This window comes from Leptospira borgpetersenii serovar Javanica (assembly GCF_003046425.1).
Classification (GTDB): Bacteria; Spirochaetota; Leptospiria; order Leptospirales; family Leptospiraceae; genus Leptospira; species Leptospira borgpetersenii.
The window spans coordinates 12,501-39,443 of record NZ_QAJG01000001.1 but is presented as its reverse complement, the minus strand read 5'-3'; the positions used below and the strand labels follow the sequence as shown (position 1 = coordinate 39,443).

Sequence of the window (26,943 nt, the reverse complement as noted above, 5' to 3'; positions counted from 1 at the left end):
TCAATGGTGGTGGTGACCACCTTCTCCGTGAACGTGCCCGTGTGAGATTTCTTCTTCCGTAGCTTCACGAATTCCAGTCAATTCTACGTCAAAGATTAGATTTACTCCTGCAAGAGGATGATTTCCATCTACGATAACCGATTCTTCTTGAAGTTCGGTAATCGTAAAAACCTTATCCGGTTCGTCGGTTTGAAACATCATTCCTATTTGTAAATCTTCATTGGGTGGAAACTGGGATCTGGGGACGTCAAAAATGAGATCGGGATCTTTTATGCCGTAAGCATTCTCTGCGGAGACGTTGATTTTTCTCTTTTCGCCGGTTTCCATTTTTTTCATTTCTTCTTCCAGACCCGAAATGATATGCCCGACTCCTTCCAGATAAGAAAGCGGAGCTTTGCCTTCGGAGGAATCGATTAAATTGCCTTCTGTATCATGAAGGATGTAATGAAAAGTAATCACTCTGGTTTTCATAAATAGCTCCCAATGAGATAAAATCAAAATTCTGGCAGGAATCGGTTTGAGAAAAATACCGGAATCTAGAGGTACTTTTCAGGGTAAATTCAGGGTGGTTTAACTCAATCAGAATTTTATTTTGAAATCGTGGTAAAAATTAGATTCGTTTGTTCTCTTTCTCTGAGAAAGGTTTCGATTCGATTGGATAAAAAGAACCAAGAATCTTGAATGAAGATTTCATAAAACCTGGCGGAAAATGGAAGATAACCGCTTTCTGCAAGATTTGAATCTCCAGTGTGATCTAAAAGTAGGTTATAAGAAATGATTAAAACATTTTTTTCAAAATCATAAGCCAAAGCGGTTTCTAAGACTTTCTGAGGTTCGTACAATGGAATTTTTCTTTTGGATCCGTTTTTCGTTACAAATAGAAACGGATGATTGGACTTCGAGGAGCTAATTGCGCCCGAATATATTTTCATGCATTCTCTTTATTCTAAAAGCTAAAAATTCCGGGATGGAATCCAAACTTTCTCCTTTTACAGAAAAAGATTGGATTCTATCCCAGCAAACGAGCTGGCATTAAGAGATATCCGGAAGAGCGGAATAACTGATTTTCCGGAATTATTCTTTCCTGCAAAGCTGCCCGAATCTTCGTTAAAGAATGGATTAAGTATGTCTTTTTGGTTTATTTTGAAATAAATTCAACAAAATTTTCTTATAATTTTACTAATATTTAATTTTTTTTAAAATTTGAGTCTATTTTTGAGTTCTGTATACTTTCAACTTTTAGATGGATCTCTGTTCGGGGAGAATTTTTAGGTGTTTGAATTTCAAGTCCATTGGCTCTTAAGGCAATTTTTTCGGAAAATAGACGAACAATTCTTAAATTCCCGGACTTTTTTGCTAAAAGTAAAACGAGCCTTGATAACTTCAAATCTCCGGGATTTTGGATCGAAGCCCTTGCGTATTGAAAGCAAGCTTTTTGAAATTCTCCCTTTTGAAGGAATTCGTTTCCTTCTTGGACCAATGTTTTGTATTCGGAAAGACTTTTGTTGAAACCAGTTTCGAAACCGGTTTCAATTCTTAAAAAACTCAAGTCGTCTGAAAGAATACCTTTTTCGGTAATTTTAATCTCCAGATCTTTGGGTTCTGGTATGGAATATTGGACCAACTCGAAAAATAGATCCGGAACCGAAAATTTTAGTTTTCGAGAAGAACACAATGGATCTTGCATATATAAATCTTCTCTTCCATCCGAACCGTAAAGAATGGTGTCCTCCGGCAAAAGTTTGTAGTATTCGATTTTTACCTTCTCATTCGAATCAGGAAAGCCGATCTTTCGTAGGATAGCTGTTTCTAAAACATAGCTTGTTTTCCCGTTTCGAGAAAGAACAATCGGAGGATGTTCGCAATTGATAAAGAATAAATCTCCGGTTTCAATTTGGTATAAGGAAAGAATTCCAGAAACGAGCATACTTCCGTCAAAAGATTCGAAAACGGCCTGAAGATTGGAATGGAGAAGAAAAAGCCAATTCTCCGGATTTCTGAATTCATAGTCTTGAGTTTGTAAAAAACTTTTTACGATGGAACAGAAAATTAACGCCCCACTTGCGCCTTGAAGCGATTTTCCCATCGCGTCCGCATTGATTAAGACTTGATACGGAACACCTGATATGAGGACCTGCTCGTTTAACACAATATCCCCTCCGATTTCGTAAGACCGATTCTTAAATTGAAAACTCTTAAACTGTTTTCTATGGACATCGATCCGTGCGAAATCCGTTTTAAGACTTTTGGATAGAAAGGGTTGAAACAGAAGGGTGATTAAAAAATAGTCTCCATCTTGTTGTTCTTTAAGACTTCGAATTTCCTCCAGACTCAAAGAAAGCTCTTGGGTTCTGTTTCGAATTGCAGTTTCCAAGACCCGATTCCAAGATCTTAATTTTTCTTTCATTTTTACGAATTTGTTCGCGAGAATCAAAGTTAAAAAAAATAAAAATCCAGAAACTCCTAATCCGGAAAGACGGGCGATTTCGAACATTCCCCTTTGGGAAAATACGTCGATTCCTACACAGGTCAATAAAAATAGAATTCCGGCAAGAATCATCCTGGATTCGAAATTTGTTTTCAGGTTAGGAATAAGAATTTTAAAACTAAAGTAGACGAACCCGATCCAAGAAACTTGAAGAACATATCGATTGATTGTATCTAAATGTGAGACGGTTGGTGCAAACAGGATCCAGATGAATATCGCCAAGGTTACGATTTCCAAAAGAATATGAAATTTGGTACGCACCTTTTTAAAAAGAGAGTTCAGAAATCTGCAAAAAAGGGGAAATAAGAACGTAAGAAAAGAATATTCGATTTTCTTTAAGTAAAGTATTTTCCATCCGGTGAGGTATTTTAAATCCGAAAGGAAAATCTGAAATAGGGCGAATAAAATCAAAAACAGTCCGAAGTAAAAATTTTCTCCCCTTTTTTTTTCTCTCAAGGAAAGAAATAGAAAAAATCCGCCGATTAGCAAAAAGGAACCGGACATCAAAAGTCCGCCGATTTCGCGAAGATAAAATCTTTTCCAGATTGTTCCCGAAGGGCCGATTTCAATCGGTCCGGAAAGAATCCCGTATTCATAGTCGAAGTAAGGCCGAATGAAAACGAGTATTTCGTTTTTTTGTAGGATTTTTTTTTCAGAAATTGAATAGATTCTGGTTCGATCGTAACCTTGAGGCGTTGAATTTTGATAGTCCTCAAACAATTCTTCTGAAAGTTTTTGTCCGTTCCATCGGACTTGCACATGATCCGAAATTTTTCCTAAGGAAATGGAAAGCGGAAAATCGATGGAAGTCTTCAGTTCGAAATGTTTTCGAAGTACGATCGAATTTGCTGGAAAGTTTACGAAATTTTTTAGATTGGATGGAACGGGAACGGTTTTCCAAAGACCCAAATTGAATTCGTTTTTAAGTATGCTTTGAGCGGACCCGGTATATATTTCCCAGGAACCGGAAAGATTTTGAAAATCTTTCTCGTGATTTGCGGATTGCAGATCGGAAATACATTCGACAAAGGTTGAGACGGAAAGGACAAAGATAAGCTTATAAAACAAGGAATTCTCCTCCTACTCAGGTACGGTTTTTGTACCACCTAAGAGGAGAACTCAAGTGAAACGAAAAAAGCCGAAAACCGGCAATTTTAATTTACTCCGATTCCAAGCGCCGCCTCAAATCCTTCCAACATCGCACGTTTTGCATCGATTCCGGAAGCATCCTTTGCACCTCCGATCAGATACGACGGAATTTCCGGGAATTTCGCCTTGAATTCTTCGTAAAGGGAAACCTCGCTGAGTTGTCCCGCGCAAAGAATGATAGAATCGCATTCGATCGTGATCGGTCCGTCTTTTTTGGTTTCAACGACCAATCCTTGATCCGTGACTTCTTTATAATTAAGAGAAGTGTAAAATCCGACATCTTTCGATTCCAGTTCTTGAAGTAAGGCCCAGGCGGTTGTCGCTCCAAGGCCGGATCCGATTTTTCCGGATCTTCGAAAGATGGAAACCTTGCGATTCGGTTTTTCTTTTTGGATCTGCGCGTTCGTATAAGATTTCACATTGTAGCGATGGAAGTAGGAATCAATCGTAGGAGAATCTTCTTCCGTAAGTTTATGAGCTACGTCACAACCGATTCCTCCTCCTCCGATAATCGCCACCTGATCACCCGGCTTGAATTTTCCGGAAAGATAGTCCGCGTAAGAAGCCGTTTTCTTTTTTTCCATTCCCGGAAGTGAAAATTCTCTTGGTTTGACCCCGGTCGCAAAAATGACGGCGTCCGGTCTGAGTGCCAGAATGCTGTCTAACGTGGCATGATGACCAAATTGAATTTCCACTCCTAAGTTTTTAAGTTCGTTTTTGAAATAACGAATTGTTTCAAAGAATTCCGATTTCCCCGGTATTTGTGCGGCGAGATTGAGTTGTCCTCCGATCTTATCGGTTGCTTCTAACACGGTTACTTTATGGCCTCGGATCGCACTGATCCTTGCCGATTCAAGTCCTCCAGGTCCGGAACCGACTACTACCACATGCTTTTTGTCTGCTACTTTCAATTTACCGATTTCAAGTTCCCTATTGGCGGAAGGATTGACCAAACAGGAGACCAATTGTTCTTTGAATGTATGGTCTAAGCAAGCCTGGTTGCAGGCGATGCAGGTATTGATTCTTTCTTCTTGATCCGCTCGAATCTTGTTAACAATATCAGGATCCGCTAAAAAAGGTCTTGCCATGCTTAATATGTCTGCTTCGTGGTTTTTTAGAATCCGAGTCATAACTTCCGGCATATTGACTCGATTCGATGCGATGATCGGAATATCCTTGATTTTTTCTTTGATTTTTCCGGAAATTTTTGCCCAGGCCCCTCTGGGAACAAGCATGGAAATTGTAGGGATTCTGGATTCGTGCCAACCGATTCCTATATTGAGTGCATCGGCACCTGTTGCTTTTAGTTTTTCAGCAAGAAGGATCACTTCTTCAAAAGTCGGATTGCCTGGGATCAAATCAATTCCAGACATACGATAAATTACTGGAAAATCTTTTCCCACCTTTTTGCGTACGTTTTTCATGACTTCGACCGCAAAGTTCATTCTTTTCTCGGGACTTCCACCAAAGAAATCCTCTCTATGATTTGTAACGGGAGAAAAAAATTGGTTTATTAAGTAACCTTCGCTTCCCATCACTTCTACGGCACCGAAACCTATTTCTTTCGCTTTGAGCGCAGAGTCTCCGAAATCTTCTACGGTTTTCCAGGCTTCTTCTTCAGAAAGGGCTTTTGGAATAAAGCGATTGATAGGTGCCCTGAATGCAGAAGGAGCGACTAGGTCTCTATGATATGAGTATCTTCCTGCGTGAAAGAGTTGAGCGCAAAAAATTCCTTTTGGTTTGAGTGTGTTTGCCACGATGGATAGTTCCTTACAGTCCTCTTCTTTCTGGAAATTAAAGAAAATATTGGCCCCCCTTCCCGCGTGGTTAACGGCGATTCCTCCTGTCGTGATAAAACAAGCACCTCCATCAAAACGTCTACCGTAGAAGGCGATCATTCTTTCCACAGGCATTGGCATTCCTTCCAATCCTAAATGCATAGAGCCCATGATAACTCTGTTCGGAAGAGTGATCGAACCGATTTGGATCGGTTGGAAAATTTCTAAATATTTCATAACAAACCTTTTTTATGGAGAATCTTTCCTTTCTATCTTGAAAACGGATTAGAAAACGGGCAAGAGAATTATGTTTCATCTTTAAAAATCGTTTTCGATTTTTACGCAGATATACATCGCGATATTTTATGCCGATTTTATTTGATATCATAACTTGACCGATTCTTATTTGATGAGATGCATTTTCCGGACCAGGGGCTGATCGAAGCGCGAAAATCAGGGACGAGGCCAATCTTTGTTTCTTATTATTTATCTTATCGAAGTATCGGATAATTTTTTGAGAATTATGATGAGGAAATCCTCCGAGATGAAACAAGTCTTAACATCAGAACAAAAACCAACCTTTAATGCAGATGACAATGGAATCCAAGCGAGTTTAGGTAAATCTTATATATTATGAATATTGAATTTTATGGTAATTGTGATCTTGTAGTTGATTCTTTTGTATTACTACTTCGAAGCATAAAAAGAATGCTGTGTTTCTTTGAATCTTTCTATTTGTATTTCTTTTGTTGTGTTCGTTTTGGTGCTAAAAAATTTATAGAAATGAATAAAAGAAGTTTATTATAATTTTTGAAAATAAATTCTCCATCCGTTTCTGTTTTATAAAAACGGTTGATTGAAGCAGCTTTGTTAGCCTAAACTTTTTCAAAAACTCTATTTAATGTTCTAATTAAATCTGGAGATGTGTATGGATACTTAAGTAATTTATTATGGAATATTTTTCGTTAAAATATTCAAAACATAAAACTTGTTGTCGGTTCGTTTATGGTCTATAATTTATTATAATTCCAATTATAGAGGGGTTATGCATGATTCAAACCGACTTGCATATAAAACAGGATTTTCTGACTCCAAATCCACATAGCAGACCGGGGGATAAAATAAAGGAAGTGAAAGGGATCGTGTTGCATTGGACGGCTTTACCGAATGCCACGGCTCAGAACATTCGCGATTATTTTGAAAGTTTGAAAGCTCCGGAAGGTCGTTTTGCAAGTGCACATTTTGCAGTAGGGCTCGTTGGGGAGATTGTACAATGTATTCCTCTAGATGAAATCGCATATCATTGTGGTAGTAAAACTTACACTCCTGAAAAAGAAAAACGTTTAGGTCCGGATAGTCCTAATTTTTATACGATTGGGATTGAACAGTGTGTTCAGGATATGACGGGAAAGTTTACTGAAAAAACTCTAGATAGCGCGGCTAGACTAACCGCTCAGCTATGCTTTAAATACAATTTAGACGTAAACGACCTGTGGACCCATCAAGGTATAGTCGGATGGAAAGATTGTCCTCGCTGGTACAACACTCATCCGCAGGACTGGATCGGCTTTAAAAAAAGAGTGGAAGATCTATTAAAAAGACAACGTAAGGATTAGAATACAATAATTCGCGCGGATAAGTCTTTGCCGCATGGTCGCGATTAGATTGTTTTGTTTTGGATTCCAAAAGTGAGTTTTTGAATATTTTAAAAAATTAAAATCGATTCAGTGCAGAAATATAAGCCCTGGAGCAAGCCTCGATAATGTCTGTGGAACTTCCTTTGCCAACGACACGATCTCCTTTGTATTGCAAGGTCACGGAAGCTTCCGCCATTGCATCTTGTCCTTCGGTAACGGGAGAAATAACGAGTCTGGAAACTTCCGGGTCCATTCCCGTCGTTTTCTGAATCGCTTTATAGATAGCGTCTACGGGGCCGTCCCCAGTAGAGGATTCTTCTCTGACATGTCCGTCGATCAAAATTCTCACACCCGCGGTTGGAGTACTTTTGGTTCCTGTGGAAACGGTAAAACCTTCCAATTGAAAACGATCTCCCGTTGACTTTCTGGTTTCTTCGGAAAAAAGAGCGCGAATGTCTTCGTCATAGATTTCCTTTTTTCTGTCCGCAATTTCCAAAAACCTTTGGTAAGCGGCCTCTAGTTCTTCTGCTTGAGGAGAAAAGCCGAGTTTTACGATCCGATCCTTGAATCCTGCGCGACCGCTATGTCTTCCGAGAACCATTCTGTTGGAAGAAAGTCCAACGGTTTCGGGTTTCATAATCTCGTAAGTTTCTCTGTGTTTGATGACTCCATCTTGATGGATTCCGGACTCGTGTGCGAAAGCGTTTGCTCCTACGATCGCTTTGTTCGGTTGAACTAGCATTCCCGTAATCGTCTTTACGAGATAGGAAGCCCTTGCGATTTCTTCCGTTTTGGTCCGAGTCTGAATTCCGAACGTGTCTTTTCTAGTTCGCATTGCCATGACGATTTCTTCCATGGCGGTATTGCCGGCTCTTTCTCCGATACCATTGATTGTGCATTCTATCTGGCGAGCGCCGTTTTGAACTGCTGCCAAAGAGTTTGCGGTGGCAAGTCCTAAATCGTTGTGGCAATGTGCGGAAAAAATCGCTTTTTCGGCTCCTCTCACGTTCGTAAGCAAGAATTTAAAAAGACCGCCATATTCGGATGGGGTGGTATAACCGACGGTATCCGGAATGTTGATTGTAGTTGCACCGGCGGCGATTACTGCTTCGCAGAGTTCTCTTAAAAATTCCGGTTCACTTCTGGTTGCGTCTTCGGGGGAAAATTCGACGTCGTCTACGAACTGTTTACAGAGAGTCACTGCCTCCACGGCCATTTTTAAAACTTCTTTAGGTTCTTTTCCAAGTTTGTATTTCATGTGGATCGGAGAGGAAGCAACGAACGTATGAATTCTTCTTTTTTTTGCAGGTTGTAGGGCTTTAAATGCGGCTTCAATATCGGCTTTCATGGCTCTTGCAAGAGCAGCGATGGTCGGTCCTTCCGTTTCTCTTGCAATTCTTTCCACGGCTTGAAATTGAACGGGAGAAGAAATTGGAAATCCGGCTTCTATGATGTCCACTTTCATCGCTGCGAGTTGAGCGGCGATTTCCAATTTTTCGTTTTCCGTCATTGCGGCTCCGGGACATTGTTCTCCGTCTCTGAGAGTGGTATCGAATATGCGAACATAGTCCTTTTGATCTGTTGCCATTATGATTCTCGCAAAAAAATTCTTCTTCCAGTTTTTTGGGTTTTTACTCTTTAGACAACTAATTAAACGGATGGAATTTGTATTCTTTTAAAATGGAAATAACGAATTGGAAAATCGAGACTCCTTTTTTAGAATGATCGTATTTATTAAAAGAATGATTCAATTTTACGCATCTAACTTTCAATCCACGGATTGCTCCGTATCTGCAAATCTTTACTCCGAGCTTTTCGGTTTAAAAATAGTAGTCAGTTCCGGAACACACTCGGAACTTCTCTGGCCGGACGAAAAAGGAATTTTAATTTTCAGCAAAGAGTCCCAAAATTGTCCCGTCAATCCCGGAACATTAACGTTTCGAATAGGGAAGGTAGAGTGGGAGAATTTAAAGGTTCTTTTGCTTTCCAGAGGATTTACGATCGAGGTTCAGGATTCAAAGTATATTTCTGTTTTAGATCCTTGGAAAAATCGGCTTTGGTTTTATTTCGAAATGTAGGAGACCGGCGTTTCTTTAAGTGAATAAATTTCAATGTGGGTGGAAATGTCCATGGCCGTGTTCCTGGGTCCCGTGAAAGTCTGCGAGAGGTAACCCTTGGATTTTTTCAATTAGAGCCGGGGTTTCGCATTGAATGGTAATGTAATCGATCCCGAATTTTGATTTTAAGATTCGATTGGAATTGAAAATGACTCCTTCCGTATGTTTTAGATCGACAACCGAGACTTTTAAAGTACAAGCGTAAACTCCTCTGGTGATCGCCCAAAAATGATAGTCCAAAATTTGACGAATTCCTTCGATTTCACGAATGTGTTCTAGAATATGCAAAATTTCGAATGTTTGAGGCGAAGATTCCAAGAGAATGGAAATACTTTCCTGAAAAATTCCCCAAGCGGAACGTAGAATCAAAATCGAAATCAAGATGCTGATCAAAGGATCAAGCCAGTTCCAGTTCGTAAGATAAATCAAAATGGAACCGATTAAAACACCCGCAGTGGAAAGAAGATCGCTTAAAACGTGAATATAAGCCGATTTGATATTGATGTTTTCGGCGCTAAAGCGAAACAAGATCCAAGCGTTGATTAGATTGAGAACGATTCCGGAAACACTGTAAAAGATCATAGGAAAACTCAAAACCTCTTTTTGATTTTGAAATCTTTCCGTGGCTTCGTAAAAAATATAAAACGAAATCCCGAAAATTAAAATCGAATTGAGAAGAGAAGTCAGTATTTCGATTCGATAATAACCAAAGGAAAATCGATGATTTGGTTTTTGAGAAGCGAGCAGCACGGCGATCAGAGATAAGGACAATGCGATCACATCTGTAATGATATGACCCGCATCGGCAAGAAGGGCGATACTTCCACTTTGGATCCCCCCGAACACCTCTACTAGAAAGATGGAAAAAGAGACTAAAATCGCTAGCAGGATCGATCTTTTCAGCCCTTTCTCCTGGCTTCTTTCTACATGATGAAGTTGAAAAAAATCATCCATCAACGTGGAACGACTACAATGTCCACTCTACGATTGAGAGCCCTATTTTCAGGAGTGTCGTTGGAAACGATTGGTTGGAATTCTCCATAACCTGCTAGAGAGAAGTTTCTAGGATCTAAAATTTTACTTTCTAAAAAGTAATGAAGCACAGAGAGAGCCCTTTCTCCGGAAAGTTGCCAGTTATCGGAGAATTTTCTGGTTCGAATCGGAACGTTATCCGTATGACCTTCTATGATGATCAAATTTCCCGGATAGTTGCCCAGGATTTCTTTGATCTTATCCAAAGCCGGGAGGATTTGTTTTTTTAAGTCGGCCGAGCCGGAATCGAAGGAAATTCTATCGTCGATATTGATGACGAGACGATTGTGAAATCGTTTGAGGCGGATTTGGCCTTTTTTAATTTCGTCGCCGAGTTTGTTCTCTAATTCGTTCGCTTGATCTGCTAGACGATCCAATTCTTTTTTCTGGTTTTCCGAAAGATTTTTCAATCTGGAAATTTCATCGTTTAATGCAAGAATTCTAGCTTCAAGATACGCAACTTTTTTCTCGTATTCTTTTTGAAGGGCCTCGGCCTTTTTTTGACAAGCGGTTTTTTCTTGTTCCAATTCATCCTTTAAGTTATCCAGGAGGTCTCTGAATTTTTTGCCTTGTCTTTCACTTTCTTCGATCAGCTCTTTTTCTTTACTGGAACTTTTCGATTTTAAAACCGCGATTTGATTCTCTAATACCTTAAGTTTTTCCTCGTTCAGGTCGTTGTCCTTCTCTCTGAATTCCTTTTCTCTTGAAAGCAATTCGTTCAAAGATCGGATTTTAGAATCGAATTCCAAACGTTCCTTTTTGGAATTTTCGGTTTCATTTCTGTATCTGGTTCTCAAAGAATCTAACTCGATTTCCAAGGCGATTTTTTCGTTATACACTTTGTTGTATTCCCAAGGATAATAAAACGTATCCGCGGAAACTGGGTTTGTGGAAAAAATCAAACCGAAGAAAAAAAGGAAATGGAATTTCAAAAACGTCTTCATCGTGATTACACTTTCTTTCTAAGATGGAGCGGTTTACGATCGGGTCACTCCTTTTTTGAGGCTTGTTTGGAAATTCATTGATCGGGTCGTTCGGTTTTCAATTCTGTTCACTAAAAACCGTTTCTTGGAGAGAAGTTTATGGAAGAAAGAGGAATCGAACACGGATTATTTTCTGAAAAAGCGAATCCTTCCTCTCAAGAATGGATCGAATTTTTCTCGGAAAAAATCAAAGCCGGAGAAAATTCTTTTTTAGATCGTTTTCTCAAACGGAATCATCCTGCGGACATAGCGGAGGTTTTGGAAAAATTAGAGGAAGACGAGGCATTTTCCGTATTCAAACGGTGTGATTCCGAGTTGCAGAGTTCGATTCTTGTAGAATTCGACGAGGAATTCCAAGCGGACTTAATCTCTCGTTTCCAAGTGAAGGAAATTTCTCCGATTTTGGAAAATTTAGAAACGGATGAATTATCAAGTCTGATTTCCGAATTTCCAAAAGACAAAGCCGAAGAAATATTGAATTCCATCGACGCGGAGGATTCTTCCCAAGTCAGAAAACAACTTACGTTTCGGGAATATTCCGCGGGACGTTTGATGAACACTTTGTTCGCTTCGGCTGTGGAAACCGATACGGTTCGAAAGGCGATCATCAAGCTCAGAAAGATTGCAAGGGATACGGACGATATCTATCATTTATACATCACGGATGAGAATAACATACTGAAAGGTTACGTAAAACTAAAGAACCTATTTTTGGCGCCGCTCAATACAAAAGTAAATCGTCTGATGAAAACCGGATTCACTTCGATTCATTACGATACCGACCAGGAGGAAGTTGCAAAGATGTTTCGTAAATACGACTTGGTCTCCGTGGCGGTACTTGACGATCTTGGAAGAATTTTGGGAAGAATTACGGTGGATGATATTTTGGATATCGTTCATGAAGAGGCTTCGGAAGATATTCTTCGTCTGGGAGGAGTATCTGAAGAGGAGAGGTTGTCTTCTTCCGTTCTTACTTCGGTGAGAAGGAGGATGGTTTGGCTTTTGATCAATTTGGGAACGGCTTCTCTTGCGGCATCGGTCGTTTCTTTTTTCGGAGGGACGATCGAAAAATACGTGCTCCTGGCCTCTCTTATGCCGATTGTCGCGGGTATGGGAGGAAACGCGGGAACACAATCGATCACATTGATCGTGCGGAATCTGGCGACCGGGGATCTTACCACCGGAAATTGGAAATCTGCCATAAGAAAGGAAGGGCTTGTAGGAATTCTCAACGGATTTATGGTTGGAATCGTTGCGGGTCTAATGGTTTATTTTTTTACCGGAAATTTCACTCTTTCTATGGTCATGTTTATGGCTTTGCAGGCAAATTTAGCGGTTGCGGCGGTGATAGGGACTTCGATTCCACTGCTGTTGCGCGTTTTGGGAATCGATCCTGCAATTGCTTCCTCGATTTTTGTAACCACCTTTACGGACGTGTTCGGTTTTTTCTGTTTTTTGGGATTGGCTACAATTTTCATTCAAATATTATGATATTTTAAAATAAAAATAATCGGAGTCTGTCCTAGTTATGTTCGAATTTTTTCATCAGAAGTCGGTTTCGGAGAAACAGAAATTAATGTCTATTTTAAAAAAGATGATCCTACTTGGGGGAACGAGTTTCGGTTTATTTTTGGTCTTTTCTTGTTCCAGTGCGGAAATTTCGGAAAACGAAAAGGCAAAATATACGTCGGTTCCAAATCCTGCTGGAGAAAACGAGATTATATTAGACGAAGAAGGAAAAGAAGTTCGTTTGAACACCGGCGATCCGGATTCTTTTTTAAGGCCCTCTAAGGATCCTCTGGAGTATTTCCGAGTCTATATTTCAAGCGACAGCTATCAACTTCGTCAATTGAGGGGTTCCAAATTTATCAGAAGAAAAGTGGATAAGGGCGGAGACGCCCTTATCAGCGAAGAGTTGGTCCGTTTTAACAAAATCAATTTTATAGACGATGGAATTATCATCGTTGTGCTCAATGGAAATACGGGGGCTTTTGAGACGATTCGCTTTAATACTAGGGTGCCCAGAATCAACGACCTCGCTAAGATCGTTCAAAACGACGTGACGCGTTGGATTATGGAACATTCCGAGGAAAAACCGATCATTACCAAATTTCAGATCCACTATTCTTTGGAATTAAAAAACAAAACGGGTAGTACACGCGATGCAGTCAAAGAAGAGCTAAAAAAGGAAGTTATCCGTAGGAAATAATTCTTTCAAGTTGCATTTTAAAGAATTCTAAAACTCTAATATCTAAAAAGCTCTACATTTTTTTAAAACTCAAGCCGTCTCGCTTCTATTGACGCTCGAAGAAACTCAGCGTCTTGCTTATATTGGCGCTCGAAGAAACTCAGCGTCTCGCTTCTATTGGCGCTCGAAGAAACTCAGCGTCTCGCTTCTATTGGCGCTCGAAGAAACTCAGCGTCTCGCTTCTATTGGCGCTCGAAGAAACTCAGCGTCTCGCTTCTATTGGCGCTCGAAGAAACTCAGCGTCTCGCTTCTATTGGCGCTCGAAGAAACTCAGCGTCTCGCTTCTATTGGCGCTCGACAGATTTGGGACAAGCTCTTGATATTCGGACGAAATCTTCCTTGTATTTTTTAGTTTTTCATCTCAGCCCGATGACTTTTACGAATCTATAAATTTATCAAGATTGTTTCTAAATACAAACTCGGGAATTTTAGAAAGATTCTTTTTTTATTTCTATCATTTTCGGATTTTCTGAGTTTAAAATAGTTCTTAAGCGCAGAGCGGGTTTCATCATAAAGTTTGGATTGTGGAAAAATTGATTGAATAACGTAAGTGTACACTTTTTCAAAAAAGTGTACTAGGATACTGCAAAAGCTCTTCGTTTTTGTCTCTTTCAAAAGACGGAGTAAGACACTTCATCCTACCTTAAAACGTCGTTGTGTCTTAAATGGGATGAAATATTGAACTTTCGACGATAATTTCTTTCCAAAAATGCATCTATCCGAGTATGGAAAGATTATTGGGAATAAATTTTTATTTTAGAAAAATTGACTTCTTTTTAAATAATTATGTTACACTTTTTTATTAAAACGAATCTAAATATAAATTTCAGTAAAAAAAGTTTGAAATTCCATTTAATTTTTGATACTTTTATGTCCTCATGACCCGAAATAAAGTTGGGTATGACTTTGAAGTGATTTCGAAATGGAATTAGAAATTTATGATGAATTCGACCGATTTAAAACAAGGTGAATATCGGCTCATTTTTGAGTCGCTTCCTGGGCTTTATTTAATCCTTAGTCCCGATTTTCGAATTGTCGCGGTAAGTGAATCCTATTTGAAAGCAACAAATACAAAACGGGATGAGATTCTCGGTCGGGGAATTTTTGATGTTTTCCCGGATAATCCTTCGGATCCAAATGCGGACGGTGCAAGTAATTTGTACGCTTCTCTTTTACTCGTTTTGAAAGATAAAGCTCCGAACACAATGGCAGTTCAAAAATACGACGTTAGGAGACCAGAATCGGAAGGGGGTGGATTTGAAGAAAAATACTGGAGTCCGATGAATTCTCCTATCTTAGACGAAAAAGGAAGAGTGATTTATATCGTTCATAAAGCGGAGGAGGTTACCGAGTTTGTTCGACTCAAGAACAAGGGAAAAGAGCAAAATAAACTCACGGAGGAACTTAAAAATCTGACAGCCTCCATGGAAACCGAGATCTATCAAAGAGCTCAGGAGATTCAGAATAACAATAAAAAGCTCCTCAAACTCAATGAAGAGCTGACTCAGAGAGAAAAAGAAATTCAGGAGATTTACAAACGTTTGTTTGATATGGATCAATTGAAATCTCAATTCTTTGCCAACGTGAGTCATGAGTTAAGGACACCTTTGACTTTAATCATAGGTCCGACTCGAACTTTGCTGAAGGATCAAAAAATCTCCGCGACTCAACGTGCATTTTTAGAAACCATAGAGAGAAATTCCTATACACTTCTAAAACATGTAAACGATCTTTTGGATCTTTCCAAATTGGAAGCCGGTAAGATGACATTACGATATTCGAATGCAAATCTATCCGATATGATACGGGACATAGCTGCCCATTTTAATTCCGTAGCCGACGAAAGGAATATAGATTTTGTATTGGATCTTCCTAAAAATTTTCCAATTCAGATAGACGTTCCTAAAATGGAACGAATCATTTTGAATCTCATTTCAAACGCGTTTAAATTCGTTCCCGATTCCGGTAAGATCCATTGTACTTTGAAAATGGAAAGTGCGACGGCTTACATTTACGTCGCCGATAACGGTCCAGGAGTTCCGGTTCATCTGAGGGATCAAATCTTCGAAAAATTCAGACAGGGAGAAGAGGGAGATTCCCGTTCTTTCGGAGGAACGGGGCTTGGACTTGCAATTGCGAGGGAATTTGTGAATCTACATCTTGGTTCTATCGGAGTTTTTGACTCTTTTTTGGGTGGAGCACTTTTTAAGGTCCAGATTCCGATTTATGCTCCGGTTCATGTCGAAGAAATTCAACAACCGATTGAAACGGAAGAATTGATTCCCGCTTTGATGAGTGATATCAATGAATTGAAGAAAAACAAGGTCGAAACGAAGGGATCGTCCACTATTTATAATCGTCCTAAGGTTTTAATCGTGGAAGACAACGCGGAAATGAGGGAGTACGTTTTTAATACGTTATCCTCTGATTTTAATCTTTGGGTTGTTTCGAACGGAAAACAAGGTTTAGAAAAAGCGATTCTTGAAAAGCCGGATGTTATTGTCACCGATATTATGATGCCTGTGATGAGCGGGGATCAGATGGTAAAGGAGATCCGAAAGATCCCGGAACTTTCCGGTACATATATTCTTTTTTTAAGCGCAAAGTCCGACCAAAATTTCAGGATTAAACTTCTTCAGGAAGGGGCGCAAGATTATCTTATCAAGCCGTTTACTCCGGAAGAGCTGAGCATTAAAGTTCACAATTTTGCCGTATTAAAAAAAACGATTGAAGCTTTGGAAAACGCGAATAGAGATATGGAATCTTTCAGTTATTCCGTATCGCACGATCTTCGCGCTCCGATTTTAGGGATAGAAGGTTTTCTCCAAATCGTTTTAGAGGATTTTTCCGAAAAAATGGATTCAGAAGCGTTACGATTGCTTAAGACCATACAAAAAAATGTGATTTATATGAATAATCTTATCCAAGACCTTTTGAATTTTCATAAAATCTCTAAGATAGATCTGAATACTAGAATCGTCGATATGAATAGGATGGTCGAGGAGGTGATCGCAGCTGTTCTTCAAAATTATCCGAAAAAGAGTTATTCGTTTCAACTGAATGAATTGCCGAACGCCCTTGCAAATGGGAGCGCTCTCAAACAGGTATGGATGAATTTGATTTCAAATGCGGTCAAGTATTCGTCTACGAAAGAACGTCCCATGATCAAAATCGGTTTCGAGGAAGTCGATGGATCCAACGTTTACTTCGTAGAAGACAATGGGGTCGGCTTTAATAAGACTTATTCGAATAGATTATTCAAGGTATTTCAAAGATTGCATACACAGGAAGAATTTGAAGGGACTGGAGTTGGTTTGGCAATTGTAGCGAGAATTGTACAGCGTCATGGTGGACAGGTATTTGCAGAAGGAGAGGTGAATAAGGGTTCCAAATTTTCATTTACTCTTCCGAAACTTTCGGAGAACGAAAATATTTATGAAGGCATCATAAAAATATAGAAAAACGGTATTAAACATGAATAGATGGAAATTCCTTTTTTTAGAAGATTCCTTAGTTGATTTGGAATTAATTCAAAGACAATTGAATCGTGCTAAGATTGATTACTACCCGATTCATGTCAGTGATTCGGAAGGATTCTCACAAGCGATCCTGGATCAAAAACCTCATCTAATCCTGTCCGATTTCAGTCTTCCAAAATACGACGGGTTTTCAGCTTTGAAATTGGCTAAAAAAATCTGTCCTACAACGCCGTTCATATTTGTTTCGGGAACTTATGGCGAAGATGCGGCTATACAAACGCTTACCATGGGCGCGACTGATTATGTTCTCAAGGACAGGATTGAAAAACTTCTTCCCGCGGTAAAGAGCCTTACACGAATTAGAAGATCATGAATTACGAATCAAGGCGGAAAAAGAAAGATACGAATTGGAAGAACAACTGAGACAAAGCCAAAAATTAGAAGCAATGGGTGTGATGGCGGGAACCATGGCACATGAGATCAACAATCCTTTGATCGCGATTTCGGAATACGCGGCAATAATAGCAAAAGGGGAAGTGGACGCCGATAAAACAAAACAATTGGCTTCCAAGATTCGAGACGAAAGTGCACGAATCTCCACCATTATGAAAAATCTTCTTCGGTTTTCCAGGGACGATAAGGGTTCTCTTCGTCCCGTGGAAGTCGGCGAAATTCTTGTGAAACTGGAGTCGATCACACAACAAATTTTTAAAATGAATCGAATCGACGTTTCTTGGAAAAACGTTGAACCGGGGCATTTGATTCAATGTAGGGAAGGACAAATCCTTCAAATCCTCGTAAATCTTGTGAATAATTCCGTAGATAGTCTGAATCAAAAATATCCGGAATATGACGAAGAAAAGAGAATTATCTTAGAAAATTCCATTGTAAAAGAAGATAACAAGAGATATGCGGAATTTGCAGTTCAGGATTTCGGCACAGGAATCCCGATCGATATTCAAAAATCCGTCTTTAAAACCTTTTTTACTACGAAGGCGGCTGATAAAGGGACTGGTCTGGGTTTGTCAGTCAGTTTAGGGATTGCAAAGGAACACGGAGGAAATCTTGACTTTGAAAGCGAACCTGGCAGATATACTCGTTTCTATTTAAGAATTCCGATCTTTGACCCGAACAACCAATAAACTTTGTCAAAACATAATTCTGTATTTCTTAGATAAGGAAAACTTTTTCTTAAAGTTGGGCGTATTCCTCGCACTTTGGTGATTCAATCTGTGAGAGATCTACACTACTTTATAACAACTGCTGGCAAGAGTGATTGTGTTTCAAAAACACAGATGAAAATAATTCATTCTAAATCAAATTCCTCAACGATTTATCGATTAAAAATCGAAAAGGATTTAATTAAGAGTTTGTTTCCAAATTGGTATGTTAAGTTCTAACCATTCATATTGGCGCTCGAAAAAACTAAAGTGTCTCGCTTTTACGGTCGCTCGATAAGATTTAGGACGATTCTAAGGTTTTTTCGGAGCAAACTTTAAAAAGTGTTCCACTTCTTTTTTACTTCCAACAACCAAGGTTGTGCGTTCGTGGAGTTCCTTTGGAGTGAGATCCAGGATTCTTTCTCCATAAACGGTAACAGCCATCCCACCAGCTTGTTCTGCGATAAACGCCATAGGAGCCGCTTCATAAAGGAGCCTTAATTTACCGTTTGGATATTTTGTGGACTTGGTGTCATTTGGATAAAGGAAAATTCCACCTTTCAAAAGATTTCTGTGGAAGTCAGCAACTAAAGAACCGATGTAACGACCGGACTGAGGTTTTTTCCCACCTTCGATCGATTTGATGTCTCGGATATAGTTTTTCACTTCATCGGACCAATAGTTATAATTTCCTTCGTTGATGGAGTAAATGCCTCCAGTCTCTGGCATTTGCATATCGGGATGCGAAAGGATAAATTCTCCACAAGAGGGGTCCAACGTAAATCCGGAAACTCCTTTGCCCGTACAGAGCACAAGCATCGTGGAGGATCCGTACAAAACGTAACCGGCGGCTCTTTGGCCGGAACCTTGTTGGAGAAGGTCACTCAATGTTCCTGGAGTGTCGGCCGGGCTTTTTCTCAAATGAACGGAGAAAATAGTTCCGATGGAAACATTTGCGTCTATATTGGAAGAACCGTCGAGTGGATCGATTGCGATCGTATATTTTCCAATTTTATACCCACTCGGAACAGAAACGGTTTCTTCATGTTCTTCACTTCCTAAGATACAAAGATGGCCAGAACGAGTCAAGGTATGATTGAAAACCTTATCCGCATATTCGTCCAATTTCATTTGGGTTTCTCCCTGAACGTTTACAGTTTCGTTAGAACCAAGAATATTTTCTAAAAGTCCCGCTTTTCGAACCTCTCTGGAAACAATCTTGGCTGCATAGACCAAATGGCTCATCAAAGCCGTAAAATCTCCGGTTGCTTGGGGTAATTTGAGTTGTTCCTCGATCAAGTATTGGGAAAGACTCAATGTTTGTGTAGGGTGAACAGACATAGATTCCTCTTGGAAAATGATTCCAACAGAGTTTTTCGAGCACCTTCGAATTCAAGCGAAAAGCTTTTTTAAGAAGTCCATTCTTACTTGAAAAAAAGAATCTTGCGATTTTTCGGAAGATTCTCATCCGATACTATGAGAAGAAGGAGTCTCCCATGGAATCCGTAGTCAAACCGATCGCGTATAGGTATAAAATTACAGAAGATCCTTTCGAAGAATTTTCGGATCAGATTATAAAAGACATTCGGAATTCTTTGAGTAACGAAATTGTAATCACACATTTTCATTTTCAGGATTTGTATTCTTATTTCAAATTACTGGGGGAGCAGAGATCCGGTGAAATTATGAAGGAGCTAAAATCGATCATTCAAGCTTATCTTCGCCCTTACGATAAATTGTACGTCCTGAACCCACGATCGGTTCTTACCCTATCTCCTGACTGTAAAACGGAAGTTGTTGAAGCGAGATTTGATGAGGTTGTCTTTCAAGTAAATCATCTTATTGTGGATTATGAGATTCAATTTATGGAACTAAATTCCCCTATCGATTCTATCGAACCAATCTGGAAACATTTACTCGTTTCTTCCAAAAGTACATGACGTTTGTTAAGCGAATTGAATGAAACAAATGTATATAAACCCGTCGAGCGCCAATAGAAGCGAGACGTTGAGTTTCTCGAGCGCCAATAGAAGCGAGACGTTGAGTTTCTCGAGCGCCAATAGAAGCGAGACGCCTGAGTTTCTCGAGCGCCAATAGAAGCGAGACGCCTGAGTTACCAACTTGATCTTTCTGATAAAGCAGAATTAAGTTTTGGGACGCGTTGTAAGTTTAATCTTTTTTAAAAAGTTCTTCAGAGAATGAACGTTTGTACCGTAAATTTTCACGAGGACAATCCTCGGAGGAAGAAATGGATCAAGCAGAAAAGTTTAAGAACACCTTGGCACGATACATCGATTACAGAGGAATCGACATCATTCTTCATTTGAAAAACGGAACTGTAATCGAGCTAGATAAAAATAGAAGATTGAACGGAGACGTAGTAATTAAAAATGGGAAGTCCGGTGTTGTTGCTCAAATCGAAATTTCCGAGATCCAAAAAGCAGAATTCTTTGCCGCTTGAACCGAAATTGTAGGAAAAACGACTTCTTTTTGAGATTTTGTCGGAAAACTCTTGACATAATACCCTTCTTTTCTGATATCGTAAATCTATCTATTTATTTTATACAAAAATAGATAGTTCTTTTATACACAATTTAGTCTTCAAATGAAATCGTTTGGAGAAATCCAATTCAACGAAGGAATCTAAAAATCGAATGGTAGGAATCATTGTAAAAGACGGAGAATCGATCGAATCTGCTTTGAAACGTTTCAAACGTGACTGTGCGAATGCAGGTATTATGAGCGAAATTAAACGAAGAGAATACTTTGAAAAACCGAGTATCAAAAAGAAAAAAGCGATCGAGTCCGCAAAAAGAAAAGCAGAAAAGCAGAAAAGAAAAAACGTCTTTTCTCAAAAAAAGATAAGGCTTAACGTTTAGATCTTGTTGAATCGGAATCTCTCCATTTCACTTATTTAAATCTTAAAAATATGTCCCTGCAGAGAAGAATCAATGACGATCTGAAAGAGGCGATGAAAGCAAAAAAAGAACCTCATCTTTCCACGCTTCGCCTTCTCAAATCCGATATTCAGTACGAATTAACCAAAACCGGAGCTAAAGAACTCGCGGACGACCAAGTCGTTTCCGTCATCAAAAAGGCTTATGCAAGACGTCTGGATGCGATCCAAATGTATCAAAAGGCGGGAAGGAACGATCTTTTAGCTCAGGAAGAAGGTGAGGCTTCCGTTCTGAAAGAGTATCTTCCACCTGAGCTTCCAGAATCGGAAATCATTGCAACGATTGATCAAATTTTTGCGGAATTACAACCGACTGCAAAGGATATCGGAAAAGTTATGGGTCGAGTCATGGCCGCATTCAAAGGAAAAAGCATCGACGGTACTAAAGTTTCGGCAATTGTGAAATCCAAGCTTTCCTGAATCTTAAGTGAGCCCCCTTTGTCTAACAAAAAGGATTTCATCGATCGAATTCACCGGGAAGTCCCCATTGAGTCCTATATTTCTCGTTTTGTTCCGCTTAAAAAACGAGGAAAGAATTTTTTAGGACTTTGTCCATTTCACCAAGAAAAATCTCCTTCTTTCAACGTATCCGCGGAGAAACAATTCTATTACTGTTTCGGCTGCAAGGCCTCCGGCGATCTCATCCGATTTGTGATGGATTACGAGAGGGTCGATTTTTCAAGATCTCTCGAAATCCTTTCCGAGTATTCCGGAATTCCGATCGAAGAAAAAAACGCGAAGGTCTCGGAAATATCAGACTTTCTTTATAAACTCAATCAAAAGGTTTCCGAATATTATCAACATCTGTTGCACACTCCGGTCGGAAAGAATGCGCTCGATTATTTACGATCCAGGGAGATCGAAGATTCCGAAATCCGTCTTTTCGGTCTCGGTTACACACCCGAAGGTTTTGATACACTCGCCAAAGAAGTTCTCAGGACCAAAGAGGAGATCGCGGGTGCGATTCAGCTCGGACTTCTCCGTGAAAAAGAACCCGGAAACAATCGACCTTACGATTTCTTCCGCGATCGAATCATGTTTCCGGTCTTGGATTTATCCGGAAGAACGATCGCATTCTCCGGGAGAATTTTAGGTCCGGGTAAGGAAGCAAAATACATCAATAGTCCCGCGTCCGTGGTCTTCGATAAGAGTCGTACTTTTTATAATTTTTTCAGAGCGAGAGAGGGAGTACGTAAGACCGGAGAAGTGATGCTCGTTGAAGGTTATCTGGACGTCATCGGACTTGTGAGAAGAGGCTACGAAAACGTGATCGCTTCAATGGGGACTGCGATTACGGAAAACCACATCCGTACTTTGAAGAAGTTCGCCGAAAAAGTGGTCTTCGTTTTAGACGGAGACATCGCTGGTAAAAAAGGCGCACTGAGAGCCACAGAAATCTGCCTCAAAGAAGGAATGGAATCTTCCATCGTACTGTTACCCGAAGGAAAGGATCCTTTCGATCTAGCGAAATCTTTGAGTCGTCCCGAACTTCACGAAATCATTTCGAATCAAATTCAAGGTTCCGAATTCGTTGTGGAAGAATTGCTCGAAAATGCGGATTCAAGGGCTTTACCTGAGAAAAAAAGAAGATCTCTTCAAAATCTGTATTCTTTTACTCAAACTTTAAATCGGGAAACGGATAAACAGTTTTTTCTGGGGCTTGGCGCGAACAAACTGGGGATCAGCATGGATGCGGTCCTTCGTGATTTTAAAGGCGGGACCGGGGGAAAGAATGGACCCTTGAATGCCGATACTAGTTCTAACGTAAAGGAAACCCAAGGGATCTCAGCTCCGGCGTTGGATTGTGAGAGAAAAATCATCTCTATGCTGGTCAAACACACGGGACTTTTTTCTTATTCAGAAGAAATCTCTTCGATGGAATTCATGGATATTACGAGTTCCTTTCTTTGGGATTATTTATACACGATTTATACGGGAGAAGGTGAAATTTCTCCCGTGCAGGTTTTGTCTTCGGAACTTCCCGAGGATTTAAAACAAACCCTGGCTCCTTATCTTTTGGAAGAGGATTCCGAAAAGATAGAGCCGGGAGAACTGCATAAGGTTTTTCGACTTCTTTTGTTGCAACAAAAGAAGTTTCGGATTGAGGAAAGAATTCGGGAACTCGATCAAAAAAGAGAACGTTTTTTTACACCCGAAATCTTTACGGAACTGAGTTTCTATCGTAAAGAAAAAGAAAAGATTCTGGAGCATATCCGGAATCAATCGGCTACCACATAATTTAGAGGGAATGGAATGGAAAATCTGCAAAGCATGCCTGAGGTTCAGAAGATTATATCTCTTGGAAAGGCAAACGGAGAAGTTTCTTATGATGATATCAATGAGATACTTCCCGACAAAATTCTGAACTCAGAAAAGATAGACGATTTTTTTACCCTATTACACGAAATGGGAATCGAAATCGTGGAAGAATACACCAGAAACACTCTGGAACCCGCTTCCACTCTCGTTCCTAAAGACGATTCCAAACCGGCGAGAAAGAAAAAAGAATCCTCCGCGTCCGCGAGCGGTTCCGAAGATCCGATCAAACTTTATTTAAGAGAAATCGGAAAGGTAAGTCTGATCTCCGGTGAAACCGAGGTCTTTCTTGCAAAAAGAATAGAGAAGGGCGAGAAGATCATCGAAGAGACGATCTTGAGTTCTTCCATTCTCAGAGCGAACTACATTAAACTTTTACCGAAGATCCGCAGCAAGAAGATCAAAGTTTACGATCTGATTCGTGTCGATAAAATGTATGCTTTAAATGCGGAAGAAGCCCATAAGCTCGAGGAATTATTTTTCAAAAATATTCTAGTAATCCAAGAACAGGAAAAGGTTCTTCAGGAAGCCGTTTCCAAAATTCGAAAGTATTCTGAAACTTCCAAAAAATTCAAAGAGTTTAAAGAGAAAATAGACGCTTCTACGGAAATCATTCATAACGCGATCCAAGAACTCGGAGTTTCCCAAAAAGAGATTCAAAAAATTTCCCAAAAAATCAAGTCCATGGTTTTTAGAATCAAGGAAATCGATCGCCACTTTTTGAAAATCAAGGCTCAGTATGGCCAGGACGTTCGGGATATCAAGGCGTTCAACAGATTTATCGAAAAGAACGAGAAGTTAGACGACATTGAAGTCAAGATGGGAGTTAACATCGATGAAGTTCGAGAGGTCATCAAAGACATTCGAAACAACGAAAGAAAACTTCGTCGTATGGAACAGGAAGCGGGATCCACAGTTCAAGAGATCAAGGATTGGGGCGAAAAGATTATTAAAGGTGAAAGGGAAATCTCCCAGGCTAAAAAGGAACTCGTTAAGGCAAATCTCCGACTCGTAGTTTCCATAGCGAAACGTTATGCGAACCGTGGAATGCACTTCTTTGATTTGATCCAGGAAGGAAACATAGGCCTTATTAAAGCGGTAGATAAGTTTGAGTATAAGAAAGGTTATAAGTTTTCCACATACGCAACTTGGTGGATCCGTCAAGCGATCACAAGAGCTATTTCCGATCAAGCTAGAACGATCCGCGTTCCAGTCCATATGATCGAACAAGTCAATAAGGTGATTCGTGAAACCAGATTATTCATTCAAGAGTTCGGACGCGATCCAAACAATGAAGAAATTGCGGAAAGGCTCGGTTGGCCCGTTCAAAAAGTAAAGATGGTCAAAAATGTTGCTAGAGAACCGATTTCTCTTGAAATTCCCGTCGGTTCCGAAGAGGATTCAGAACTCGGTGATTTTATTCCGGATACGGAAGTGGAAACTCCTGTGAATGCCGCCGCGTCTAGTATCCTTGCGGAGCAGATCCGTCAGGTACTTCATACTTTGCCCGCACGGGAACAAAAAGTGATCCGTATGCGTTTCGGCTTAGACGACGGTTATCCTCAAACTCTGGAAGAAGTCGGTTATCAATTTAAAGTTACGAGAGAGAGAATCCGTCAGATCGAAGCAAAAGCGCTTAGAAGACTCAGACACCCATCTCGTTCTAAGAAGTTGAAGGATTATATCGACGGTTGATTTTGATTTGAAAGAATTGAAGTTTTGTAGGAGTTTCTACGATTCTCGGAAGAGAGAATTTTACTTCCAAAAGTAAGAACACAACCAGCGATAAGATGACGAGACGAATATTTACAATTTTAGGGTTATCAATTTTCACTTTTATTTCTTGTAGTGACAATAAATTAGGAGTTAAAAAAGCAGAAGTCATAGCGACTGATGGCGAAAATAATACCGAAACAAAAAAAGTGGAAATCGTAACTTCAGACGAACTTACTTTTAATAACTATTCTAAATTAAACGCTACAAGAACACACACTAAAGAGCTTGGCTTACATTTGATAGAAGATTTAGAACAACTTGCACACAAAAAAGTCGGTTTTATACCACTGCCTGATATAGATCCGCGTTTACCACCATTACCCGAAGTTCCAGACTGGTTCGCTATTTCAAATCTTAAAAATTTAAATAAGGACAGTTTTCGATATTTTAAATTAAGCTCAACGGATAGAAAAAGATTTCTATCAAGAACAAAAATTTCAGAAACAGACAACGTGTTTGTTTACGATTATTCAACAGACGTACTACATTCTTTTTCTGTTAAAAACTAAAGGTAGTCGCCTTTCTACATCCTTATATAACTATAGAAATGGTCCTTGTGGGCAAAGCGGCTATCTGATAGGGTTCGAAATAAATGAACACTATTTAAACGGACTTGGGAGAGATTTTACCGACGCGTTGGTTTTTATTGGTAAAGAAAATCCTTTTACGCAAGGACAAATGAAACCTATTGTTTGGCAAAAAATCAAAACTAAAAAATTTCCAATAGGAAAAAGTAATTTATCCGAAAAGGAAAAACAATATAAACATAAAAGTGCGATAAAAGAACAAACATATTTATACGAAACAAATACTTATCAAATTTTTATAAAAGATTATACAGAACCAAATGATCGTCAGATTCAAGACCGACATTTGATTGTTATAGATAAGAAAAAGGATAGTGCGGTTCTTGAGAGAATGTTCAACGAACGTGAGGGAACAGTTATAGCATCATTAAACTTTGGTATAAACGATCCCGAGGTTCCTAACTCAAAAGAACAATGGATAGGAAAACTTTTTAAAGACAAACCCGAAGTTATATTTCGTTTTGCATGGTATTCCTTTAGTTGTCCACACATTGACTTCGTAAATCCACAAGATAAATATGTTGGTATAAATTGTCGAATTAATTGAAAGCAAATAACGAACGTAATCGCCGCTTACCGAATGATTCCCTCTCTCAATTTAACGTATTGATTTGAGATTCGATTGTGATTCTATATCGAGCGGATAATAAACAAAAAAATATTACATTAGAAAATATATTAACTGAAGGTTTTTTTCAAAGTTAATATATAACGGCGATCCTTCTTATATCCGTAAAGCAGGATTGTTGAATGCTATTCTGTCCTATGTTTCGCCGACTGAGAAACAAAAATTTATCTACGACACAACTAAAAACCCGTCTCAAACCTAGAGAAAAATATCTTTAAACGATCCTGCAAGTTTTTAAAAAACGTGGGAGTTCCTACAGAAACCGTCACATTGGCGGTTTTCTCCCGTCCTTTAAAATTGTAATAGCTTTTACATTCCTAAGGTTTTGAGACCGGCTCTTAGTTCCTTTCATTTACTTCTGATTATGAAATAGCAAAGTATTACCTTGCGTGGAATCTCAATTCGAGTTCGATCCAACAGATAGAATCAGGTAGTCGCATTTTATATTCAGCATAGATATATCCAACCCTAAAAACAGTATAGAGAAAGGGGCTTCTCTGTAGCTATTATGTTTGCCTTCGGAATTGCGGCGGAAATTCCTCATTTTAGAATTAGATATTTCTAATATTCCAATTTTCGCTTCCGTCATCGATACGAATTTTTCAAACT

21 protein-coding genes and 2 pseudogenes (1 of these 23 cut by a window edge) are annotated in these 26,943 nt (G+C 39.4%); 14 read left to right on the top strand and 9 right to left on the bottom strand.

The features are described 5' to 3' along the window. From CLV95_RS00165 to CLV95_RS00150, 4 genes are all read right to left on the bottom strand, one after another. The gene (locus CLV95_RS00165; protein ID WP_002722543.1) at positions 1-471 is read right to left on the bottom strand and encodes an FKBP-type peptidyl-prolyl cis-trans isomerase; all 471 of its coding nucleotides are present in this window, start codon (positions 469-471) and stop codon (positions 1-3) included. Between the two features lie 116 nt (positions 472-587). Next, complete coding sequence (locus CLV95_RS00160) at positions 588-932, bottom strand: LIC14007 family protein (RefSeq protein ID WP_002722504.1); 345 nt, start codon at positions 930-932, stop codon at positions 588-590. Positions 933-1,186: 254 nt separating this feature from the next. Then, positions 1,187-3,556 (bottom strand): SpoIIE family protein phosphatase, encoded by a 2,370-nt coding sequence (locus CLV95_RS00155; protein ID WP_002731801.1) that lies wholly within the window; start codon positions 3,554-3,556, stop codon positions 1,187-1,189. Positions 3,557-3,642: 86 nt separating this feature from the next. Next, the gene (locus tag CLV95_RS00150; RefSeq protein WP_011671738.1) at positions 3,643-5,652 is read right to left on the bottom strand and encodes an oxidoreductase; all 2,010 of its coding nucleotides are present in this window, start codon (positions 5,650-5,652) and stop codon (positions 3,643-3,645) included. A gap of 812 nt (positions 5,653-6,464) precedes the next feature. On the opposite strand from CLV95_RS00150, the gene CLV95_RS00145 reads away from it, so the two are divergent. Next, positions 6,465-7,031 carry a peptidoglycan recognition protein family protein gene (locus CLV95_RS00145; protein ID WP_002731844.1) on the top strand — a complete coding sequence of 189 codons (567 nt, stop codon included), beginning with the start codon at positions 6,465-6,467 and terminating at the stop codon, positions 7,029-7,031. 97 nt (positions 7,032-7,128) lie between these two features. Here CLV95_RS00145 and CLV95_RS00140 read toward each other — a convergent pair whose 3' ends face one another. After that, on the bottom strand, positions 7,129-8,640 hold the full coding sequence (locus tag CLV95_RS00140; RefSeq protein ID WP_002731903.1) for a 2-isopropylmalate synthase: 1,512 nt from the start codon (positions 8,638-8,640) through the stop codon (positions 7,129-7,131). Between the two features lie 133 nt (positions 8,641-8,773). On the opposite strand from CLV95_RS00140, the gene CLV95_RS00135 reads away from it, so the two are divergent. Next, the gene (locus CLV95_RS00135; protein ID WP_032850693.1) at positions 8,774-9,130 is read left to right on the top strand and encodes a hypothetical protein; all 357 of its coding nucleotides are present in this window, start codon (positions 8,774-8,776) and stop codon (positions 9,128-9,130) included. Positions 9,131-9,160: 30 nt separating this feature from the next. Here the strand turns inward: CLV95_RS00135 and CLV95_RS00130 are convergent, their stop codons facing one another. Together CLV95_RS00130 and CLV95_RS00125 are read right to left on the bottom strand one after the other, a co-directional pair. Beyond that, positions 9,161-10,123 carry a cation diffusion facilitator family transporter gene (locus tag CLV95_RS00130; RefSeq protein WP_002722517.1) on the bottom strand — a complete coding sequence of 321 codons (963 nt, stop codon included), beginning with the start codon at positions 10,121-10,123 and terminating at the stop codon, positions 9,161-9,163. After that, a complete protein-coding gene (locus tag CLV95_RS00125) occupies positions 10,123-11,145 on the bottom strand; it encodes an OmpA family protein (RefSeq protein WP_002722584.1) in 1,023 nt (340 codons plus the stop codon). Before CLV95_RS00125 ends, CLV95_RS00130 begins: the two co-directional genes overlap by 1 nt. 138 nt (positions 11,146-11,283) lie before the next feature. On the opposite strand from CLV95_RS00125, the gene mgtE reads away from it, so the two are divergent. The 4 genes and pseudogenes from mgtE to lvrB all read left to right on the top strand — a co-directional run bounded on the left by mgtE (position 11,284) and on the right by lvrB (position 18,053). Further along, on the top strand, positions 11,284-12,675 hold the full coding sequence (mgtE, locus tag CLV95_RS00115) for a magnesium transporter (protein WP_002722569.1): 1,392 nt from the start codon (positions 11,284-11,286) through the stop codon (positions 12,673-12,675). A 37-nt stretch (positions 12,676-12,712) separates the two neighbouring features. Beyond that, complete coding sequence (locus CLV95_RS00110) at positions 12,713-13,393, top strand: LA_2219 family laminin/E-cadherin/plasminogen-binding protein (RefSeq protein ID WP_002722587.1); 681 nt, start codon at positions 12,713-12,715, stop codon at positions 13,391-13,393. 977 nt (positions 13,394-14,370) lie between these two features. Further along, entirely contained in the window at positions 14,371-16,890 is a 2,520-nt protein-coding gene (lvrA, locus tag CLV95_RS00100; RefSeq protein ID WP_002731734.1) for a hybrid histidine kinase/response regulator LvrA, read from the top strand. A 16-nt stretch (positions 16,891-16,906) separates the two neighbouring features. Next, positions 16,907-18,053: pseudogene (lvrB, locus tag CLV95_RS00095) on the top strand (hybrid histidine kinase/response regulator LvrB). 330 nt (positions 18,054-18,383) lie between these two features. Here lvrB and fbp read toward each other — a convergent pair. Continuing rightward, positions 18,384-19,412, bottom strand: coding sequence for a class 1 fructose-bisphosphatase (fbp, locus tag CLV95_RS00090; RefSeq protein WP_002722592.1), 1,029 nt, complete (start codon positions 19,410-19,412; stop codon positions 18,384-18,386). A 155-nt stretch (positions 19,413-19,567) separates the two neighbouring features. Here fbp and CLV95_RS00085 point away from each other — a divergent pair, with 155 nt between their 5' ends. The 8 genes and pseudogenes from CLV95_RS00085 (at position 19,568) to CLV95_RS00050 (ending at position 26,253) form a co-directional block, all read left to right on the top strand. Beyond that, positions 19,568-20,011, top strand: coding sequence for a hypothetical protein (locus CLV95_RS00085; RefSeq protein WP_002722601.1), 444 nt, complete (start codon positions 19,568-19,570; stop codon positions 20,009-20,011). Positions 20,012-20,319: 308 nt separating this feature from the next. Beyond that, positions 20,320-20,532 (top strand): hypothetical protein, encoded by a 213-nt coding sequence (locus CLV95_RS00080; protein WP_002731714.1) that lies wholly within the window; start codon positions 20,320-20,322, stop codon positions 20,530-20,532. A 193-nt stretch (positions 20,533-20,725) separates the two neighbouring features. Beyond that, positions 20,726-20,943 (top strand): annotated as a pseudogene (gene rpsU / locus CLV95_RS00075) (30S ribosomal protein S21). Between the two features lie 57 nt (positions 20,944-21,000). Continuing rightward, complete coding sequence (locus CLV95_RS00070) at positions 21,001-21,447, top strand: GatB/YqeY domain-containing protein (protein WP_002722519.1); 447 nt, start codon at positions 21,001-21,003, stop codon at positions 21,445-21,447. 18 nt (positions 21,448-21,465) lie between these two features. After that, on the top strand, positions 21,466-23,265 hold the full coding sequence (gene dnaG / locus CLV95_RS00065; RefSeq protein WP_002731906.1) for a DNA primase: 1,800 nt from the start codon (positions 21,466-21,468) through the stop codon (positions 23,263-23,265). Positions 23,266-23,280: 15 nt separating this feature from the next. Beyond that, positions 23,281-25,038, top strand: coding sequence for an RNA polymerase sigma factor RpoD (gene rpoD, locus CLV95_RS00060; RefSeq protein ID WP_002736775.1), 1,758 nt, complete (start codon positions 23,281-23,283; stop codon positions 25,036-25,038). Between the two features lie 95 nt (positions 25,039-25,133). Further along, positions 25,134-25,628 carry a hypothetical protein gene (locus CLV95_RS18555; RefSeq protein ID WP_002731828.1) on the top strand — a complete coding sequence of 165 codons (495 nt, stop codon included), beginning with the start codon at positions 25,134-25,136 and terminating at the stop codon, positions 25,626-25,628. Next, complete coding sequence (locus CLV95_RS00050) at positions 25,576-26,253, top strand: hypothetical protein (RefSeq protein ID WP_016749702.1); 678 nt, start codon at positions 25,576-25,578, stop codon at positions 26,251-26,253. The genes CLV95_RS18555 and CLV95_RS00050 overlap by 53 nt, the downstream gene beginning before the upstream one ends. 666 nt (positions 26,254-26,919) lie before the next feature. On the opposite strand, the gene CLV95_RS00045 is transcribed toward CLV95_RS00050, so the two are convergent. Next, a protein-coding gene (locus CLV95_RS00045; protein ID WP_002731820.1) for a glycerol-3-phosphate dehydrogenase/oxidase crosses the window boundary here: on the bottom strand, positions 26,920-26,943 show its 3' portion. 1,629 nt of this gene lie beyond the right edge of the window; only the last 24 of its 1,653 coding nucleotides appear in the window; its start codon lies off the right edge, out of view; its stop codon occupies positions 26,920-26,922.